4 protein-coding genes are annotated in these 5903 nt (G+C 67.1%); 2 read left to right on the forward strand and 2 right to left on the reverse strand.

Translation table 11 applies throughout. From position 1 onward, the window contains the following. Together ACT84W_RS09100 and ACT84W_RS09105 are read left to right on the forward strand one after the other, a co-directional pair. Window positions 1–1894 (forward strand): ABC transporter ATP-binding protein (locus ACT84W_RS09100; RefSeq protein WP_444328977.1); only part of this gene is annotated, 1894 nt, incomplete at its 5' end. Further along, on the forward strand, window positions 1894–3753 hold the full coding sequence (locus tag ACT84W_RS09105; protein ID WP_417575690.1) for an ABC transporter ATP-binding protein: 1860 nt from the start codon (window positions 1894–1896) through the stop codon (window positions 3751–3753). The genes ACT84W_RS09100 and ACT84W_RS09105, both read left to right, overlap by 1 nt. Before the next feature lie 151 nt (window positions 3754–3904). Here the strand turns inward: ACT84W_RS09105 and ACT84W_RS09110 are convergent, their stop codons facing one another. Together ACT84W_RS09110 and ACT84W_RS09115 are read right to left on the reverse strand one after the other, a co-directional pair. Next, window positions 3905–5302 (reverse strand): citrate/2-methylcitrate synthase, encoded by a 1398-nt coding sequence (locus ACT84W_RS09110; protein WP_444328978.1) that lies wholly within the window; start codon window positions 5300–5302, stop codon window positions 3905–3907. Between the two features lie 114 nt (window positions 5303–5416). Next, a complete protein-coding gene (locus ACT84W_RS09115; RefSeq protein ID WP_417575692.1) occupies window positions 5417–5710 on the reverse strand; it encodes an ACT domain-containing protein in 294 nt (97 codons plus the stop codon). Window positions 5711–5903: the final 193 nt, after the last annotated feature.

Below are 5903 nucleotides of genomic sequence, written 5' to 3' on the forward strand. Positions count from 1 at the left end.
GGCCAAGGCCCAGGCCGCCGCCCAGATGCAGCAGCAGATCGAGGCCGACGGCGGCAAAGTCACCATGGACGCCGTCCGCATCGCCGCCGACGCCGGGCTCGTCGCCCGCGACCAGCTCGTCCAGGCGGCCTCCCAGATGGCCGACCAGATGGGCGGCATGGGCGGCTCCATCGTCAAGCAGCGCGCCGTCAGCTTCGTCCAGCAGGAGTACCAGGACCAGGGCATCGAGCTCAGCGACGTCCAGAACGCCTACCTCACCGGCATGTCCGCAAAGATGTTCGGCCTGTGCGCCATCAGCCTCGTCGCCACCATCCTCACCGGCGCCGTCGCCTCGCACACCGCCTGCACCATCGCCCGCGACCTGCGCCGCAAGACCTTCGACAAGGTCATGCACTTCTCGCCCGCAGAGGTCAACAAGTTCAGCCAGGCGTCCCTCATCACCCGCTGCACGAACGACGTCCAGCAGATCCAGATGGCCGCCACGCTGCTCATCCGCATGGTCATGATGGCGCCCATCATGGGCATCGTCGCCCTGACCCGCGTGCTCGCCACCCACACCGGCCTCGAGTGGACCATCGGCGTGGCCGTGATCGCGGTCTCCGCCGTGGTCGGCGTGCTCATGGGCCTCACCATGCCCAAGTTCAAGAAGATGCAGAAGTTCGTGGACCGCGTGAATCTCGTCGCGCGCGAGATGCTCGACGGCATCATGCCCATCCGCGCCTTCGGCCGCCAGGAGCACGAGCTTGATCGCTTCGACGGCGCGAGCCGCGACCTCATGGAGACGCAGCTGTTCACCAACCGCGCCATGAGCTTCATGATGCCGCTCATGATGTTCGTCATGAACTGCGTGACCGTGCTCATCGTCTGGGCCGGCTCCCACGGCGTCAGCGACGGCGTCATGCAGGTCGGCGACATGATGGCGTTCATCTCGTACACGATGCAGATCGTCATGGCGTTCATGATCCTGACCATGGTGTCCGTCATGCTGCCGCGCGCCGAGGTCGCCTGCGAGCGCGTCGAGGAGGTCCTCAATACCGAGAGCTCCATCAAGGAGCCCGCGCGCCCGCAGCTCCCGGCCGCCGACGCCCCGCGCGGCGAGCTCGAGTTCCGCGGCGTGAGCTTCCAGTACCCCGACGCCCGCGAGGACGTCATCGGCGGGGTCAACTTCAAGGTCGGCGCCGGCCAGATGCTCGGCATCATCGGCTCGACGGGCTCGGGCAAGTCCACGCTCGTCCAGCTGATCCCGCGCCTGTACGACGTCACCGGCGGCAAGGTGCTCCTGGACGGCGTCGACGTGCGCGACCTGCCCCTCTCTGAGCTGCGCCGCCGCATCGGCTACATCCCGCAGCAGGGCATGCTCTTTACGGGCACCGTCGAGAGCAACCTCAAGTTCGCCGGCGACTCCGTGACCGACGACGACATGCGCCGCGCCGCTACGACCGCGCAGGCCACCGACTTCATCGAGGAGCGCGACGGCGGCTTCGAGTCCGAGATCAGCCAGGGCGGCGGAAACGTCAGCGGCGGCCAGCGCCAGCGCCTCTCCATCGCGCGCGCCCTCGCCAAGCGCCCCGAGGTCATCGTGTTCGACGACTCGTTCAGCGCGCTCGACTACAAGACCGACGCGCTGCTGCGCGAGGCGCTCGCCCGCGACGAGAAGGACTCCTCGCTCGTAGTCGTCGCCCAGCGCATCGCGACCATCATGCACGCCGACCAGATCATCGTCCTCGACGAGGGCCACGTGGTCGGGCAGGGCACGCACGAGGAGCTTCTTCGCAGCTGCCCGGCGTACCTCGAGATCGCCCAGTCGCAGCTCTCTGCCAAGGAGCTCGGCCTCTCGCAGGAAGAGATCGACGCCGTCATGAGCGGCGCGGACCAGAAAGGAGGTGCCCGCTAATGGCTGACGAGATGAGCAAGACCGAGGTCCCCAAGCGCAAGCAGGGCCGCGGCATGGGCGGCCGCGGCGGCATGGGCCGCGCCGTCGAGAAGCCCAAGGACTTCAAGGGCACCATGCTCAAGCTGCTCGGATACGTGGGCAAGCACAAGGTGGCGGTCTTCTTTGCCATCGCCTTCGCCATCGCGTCCGTGATCTTCAACATCATCGGGCCTAAGGTCCTCGGCCAGGTCACGACCAAGCTCTACGAGGGGCTCGTCGCCAAGGTCCAGGGCACCGGCTCGGTCGACTTCGACTGGATCGGCAAGACCCTGCTGTTCCTGCTGGGGCTCTACCTGGCGAGCTCCGCGTGCAACCTGATCCAGGGCTGGCTCATGACCGGCGTCACGCAGAAGATCTGCTACCGCATGCGCAAGGAGATCGCGCAGAAGATCACCGTCGTGCCCATGAGCTACTTCAACGGGCACAGCAAGGGCGACGTGCTGTCGCGCATCACCAACGACGTCGACACCCTCGGCCAGAGCCTCAACCAGTCGGTGACGCAGCTCATCACGTCGATCACGCAGATCCTCGGTGTGCTCGTGATGATGCTCTCCATCAGCCTGCCGCTGACCGGCGTCGTCGTGGTCACGCTGCCCATTGCCGTGCTGATCATGGGCGTGATGATGCACTTCTCGCAGCCGTACTTCCGCGAGCAGCAGCAGGTCCTCGGCGCCGTCAACGGCATCATCGAGGAGGACTTCGCCGGGCAGAACGTCATCCAGGTGTTCGACCGCGCCGACGCCGCCGTCGAGGAGTTCGACGAGAAGAACGACCGGCTGTTCATCTCCGGCTGGCGCTCGCAGTTCCTCTCGGGCCTGATGATGCCGCTCATGAGCCTCGTGGGCAACGCGGGCTACGTCGCGGTCGTCGTCGTGGGTGCTCAGCTGGCGCTTTCCGGCAGCGCGACCCCTGGCGACATCCAGAGCTTCATCCAGTACGTGCGCAACTTCACGCAGCCGGTGCAGCAGCTCGCCAACGTGAGCAACACGATGCAGTCGATGGCCGCCGCCACCGAGCGCGTCTTCGAGTTCCTCGCCGCGCCGGAGGAGGAGCAGGCGGCCGACCCCAAGGTCCCCGCCGAGCGCGACGGCCTCGTGGAGTTCGAGCACGTCAAGTTCGGCTACTCGCCCGACAAGACCATCATCCACGACTTCAGCTGCGAGGCGCTGCCCGGGCAGACCGTGGCCATCGTCGGGCCCACCGGCGCCGGCAAGACCACGCTGATCAAGCTGCTCCAGCGCTTCTACGACGTGGACGCAGGCAGCCTGCGCGTGGACGGCGTCGATGTACGCGAGTGGGACCGCGCGGCGCTGCGCCAGGAGTTTGCCATGGTGCTGCAGGACACGTGGCTCTTTAACGGCACCATCCGCGAGAACATCCGCTACGGGCGCCCCGACGCGACCGACGCCGAGGTAGAGGCCGCCGCGAAGGCCGCGCGCTGCGACCACTTCATCCACACGCTCGCGGGCGGGTACGACTTCGTCATCAACGAGGAGGGCACGAACCTCAGCCAGGGCCAGCGCCAGCTCGTCACGATCGCGCGCGCGGTTCTGGCCAACCGCCCGGCGCTCATCCTCGACGAGGCGACCTCGAACGTCGACACTCGCACCGAGGAGCTGATCCAGCGCGCCATGGACGAGCTCATGCGCGGTCGCACGAGCTTCGTCATCGCGCACCGCCTCTCCACGATCCGCAACGCGGATGTCATCCTGGTGCTGCGCGACGGCGACATCGTCGAGAAGGGCACGCACGAGGAGCTGCTGGCCCGCGGCGGCTTCTACGCGGAGCTGTACAACTCGCAGTTCGACGAGGCCGCGTAAGCTTGCCCGGATCGCGCCCGCCCTGCATCGGTCGGAGCGGGTGCGCTTTACCGGCTCCACCAGTGCGCCCCGCAGGCCATTTCGACGGCCTGCGGGGCGCTTTGCGTACGAGATATGGGTGAGCGAAGGGTGCGGTCTGCGTGAGGCGACCCTAGCGCCTCTCGGACATGGGCACGTAGTCGCCGCCGCCCATGACGGAGTTGTACGCGGGGCGGATGATGCGCCCGGCGCCGTAGAGCTCCTCCATACGGTGCGCGCACCAGCCGGCCAGGCGCGCCATCGCGAAGATCGCGGTGTACATGTCGGCGGGAATGCCCAGCATGGAGTACACGAAACCGGTATACAGGTCGATGTTCGCGCAGATCGGCTTGGTCACGCCGCGGACATCGCGCATGATCTGGGGGCCCATCTTCTCGATGTTCTCGAGCAGGGCGAGCTTCTCGTCGCGACCCTTCTGGTGCGCGAGCTTGCGCGCGTACTTCTTTATGATGACGGCGCGAGGGTCGGAGAGGGTGTAGACCGCGTGGCCGAGCCCGTAGATGAGCCCGCTGCCGTCGAAGGCGTTGCCGTTGACGACATCGGTGAGGTAGGCCGCGACCTGGTCTTCGTCGGTCCAGTCCTCGATGTTCTCGGACGCGTCCTCGATCATGGCGCCGACCTTGGCGTTCGCGCCGCCGTGCTTGGGCCCCTTGAGCGAGCCGATGGCGGCGGCGTACGCGGAGTAGGCGTCGGTGCCCGACGACGAGAGCACGCGCGTGGTGAAGGTCGAGTTGTTGCCGCCGCCGTGCTCGGCGTGGAGCACGTCGAGCAGGGTCTCTGCCATCGAGAAGCCCTCTCGCGCGGGCGGGACCAGCAGCTTCGTGCCCGTAGCCGCCGCGACCGCCGCCTCGTGCGCGACCGCCGCGGTGCGCGGCCAGCGGCCGAGCAGGGACAGCGCGACGTCGATCTCGTGCGTGGGCGTCGTGTCGTCGGGGGTGGGGTCGAAGGAGTACAGCAGCAGCGTGGCGCGCTGCAGGACGTTCATGATGTTCTGGCTGTACGTCGTTCGGGGGAAGATGTGCAGGAAGCCCTCGGGGAGCTGCCGGCGGGAGTCGATGCGCGCCTTGAAGTCATCGAGCTGGGCCTCGGTGGGCAAGGTGCCGGACATGAGCAGGTAGGCGGCCTCTTCGTAGCCGAAGCGGTCCTCGCTCTGCGCGTGGTCGATGAGGTCGGCGATGTGGTAGCCGCGGTAGATCAGGTCGCCCTCGTCGGGGACCACGCCCTCGGGGGTCTTGTTGTAGCCATGGACGTTCGAGATCGTGGTGAGGCCCACGAGCACGCCCGAGCCGTCCGCGTTGCGCAGGCCGCGCTTGACGTCGAATTTGGCGTAGAGCTCGGGGTCGACGACGTCGATGTCCTCAAAACCCTGGTAAAGGCGGTCGGAAACGCCCGGGCGGCCGAGCGCGACCGACGGCATCGGGTAGGCGTCGGCCACGTGCGTCATGGCCGAGGTCTCGAGGGCCGAGAGGATCGGGCGGGTACCGCCCTTGCGGTTGCGGATGATGGCCATTCAAAACCTCCTGGAAAGAAGGGCGGCGAGCGGCGCGTCGGGCGAAGGCGCGTCGGGAGGGAGGGCGGCCGTCACGGCGGCCGCGGCGTGCCTCGGGCGAGCGGCGCGACGGGCCTAGAGGCGATACATGAAGCGGAAGACTTCCTCGCGCTGCAGGGTGATCTGCACGCCGAGCTTCTCGGAAAGCTCGTCGAGCTTGGTCTTGAGCTCAGAGAACTCGGCGGTGCTGCCGAGGTCGACGAGCATGGTCATGGTAAAGATGCCCTGCAAGATGGTCTGCGAGATGTCGAGGATGTTCGCCTCGCGATCGGCGAGAGCACCGGTGACGGAGGCGACGATGCCCGGGCGGTCGCTGCCCAGGACGGTGATGATCGCGCGGTTGCCGGAAGCGGCTTCGTTGGTAGGCATGGGCCCTCCTCGAGATAGACAATTAGAGAAGTAGTCTATCCAAATTGGGCATGGTTTACGCGCGGCCGCCGCAAGAGGAGCCAAAACGTAACGCTGGGCCGCCGCAGACGAGCAAGAAAACCCGTTGAGCGCGGTCCGCGGTCAGCTTTGCCGGATCAGTTCTCCGCCGGGTCCGCGCTCTTGACAGCCTCGA

Source organism: Paratractidigestivibacter sp., from assembly GCF_052362415.1.
Classification (GTDB): Bacteria; Actinomycetota; Coriobacteriia; order Coriobacteriales; family Atopobiaceae; genus Paratractidigestivibacter.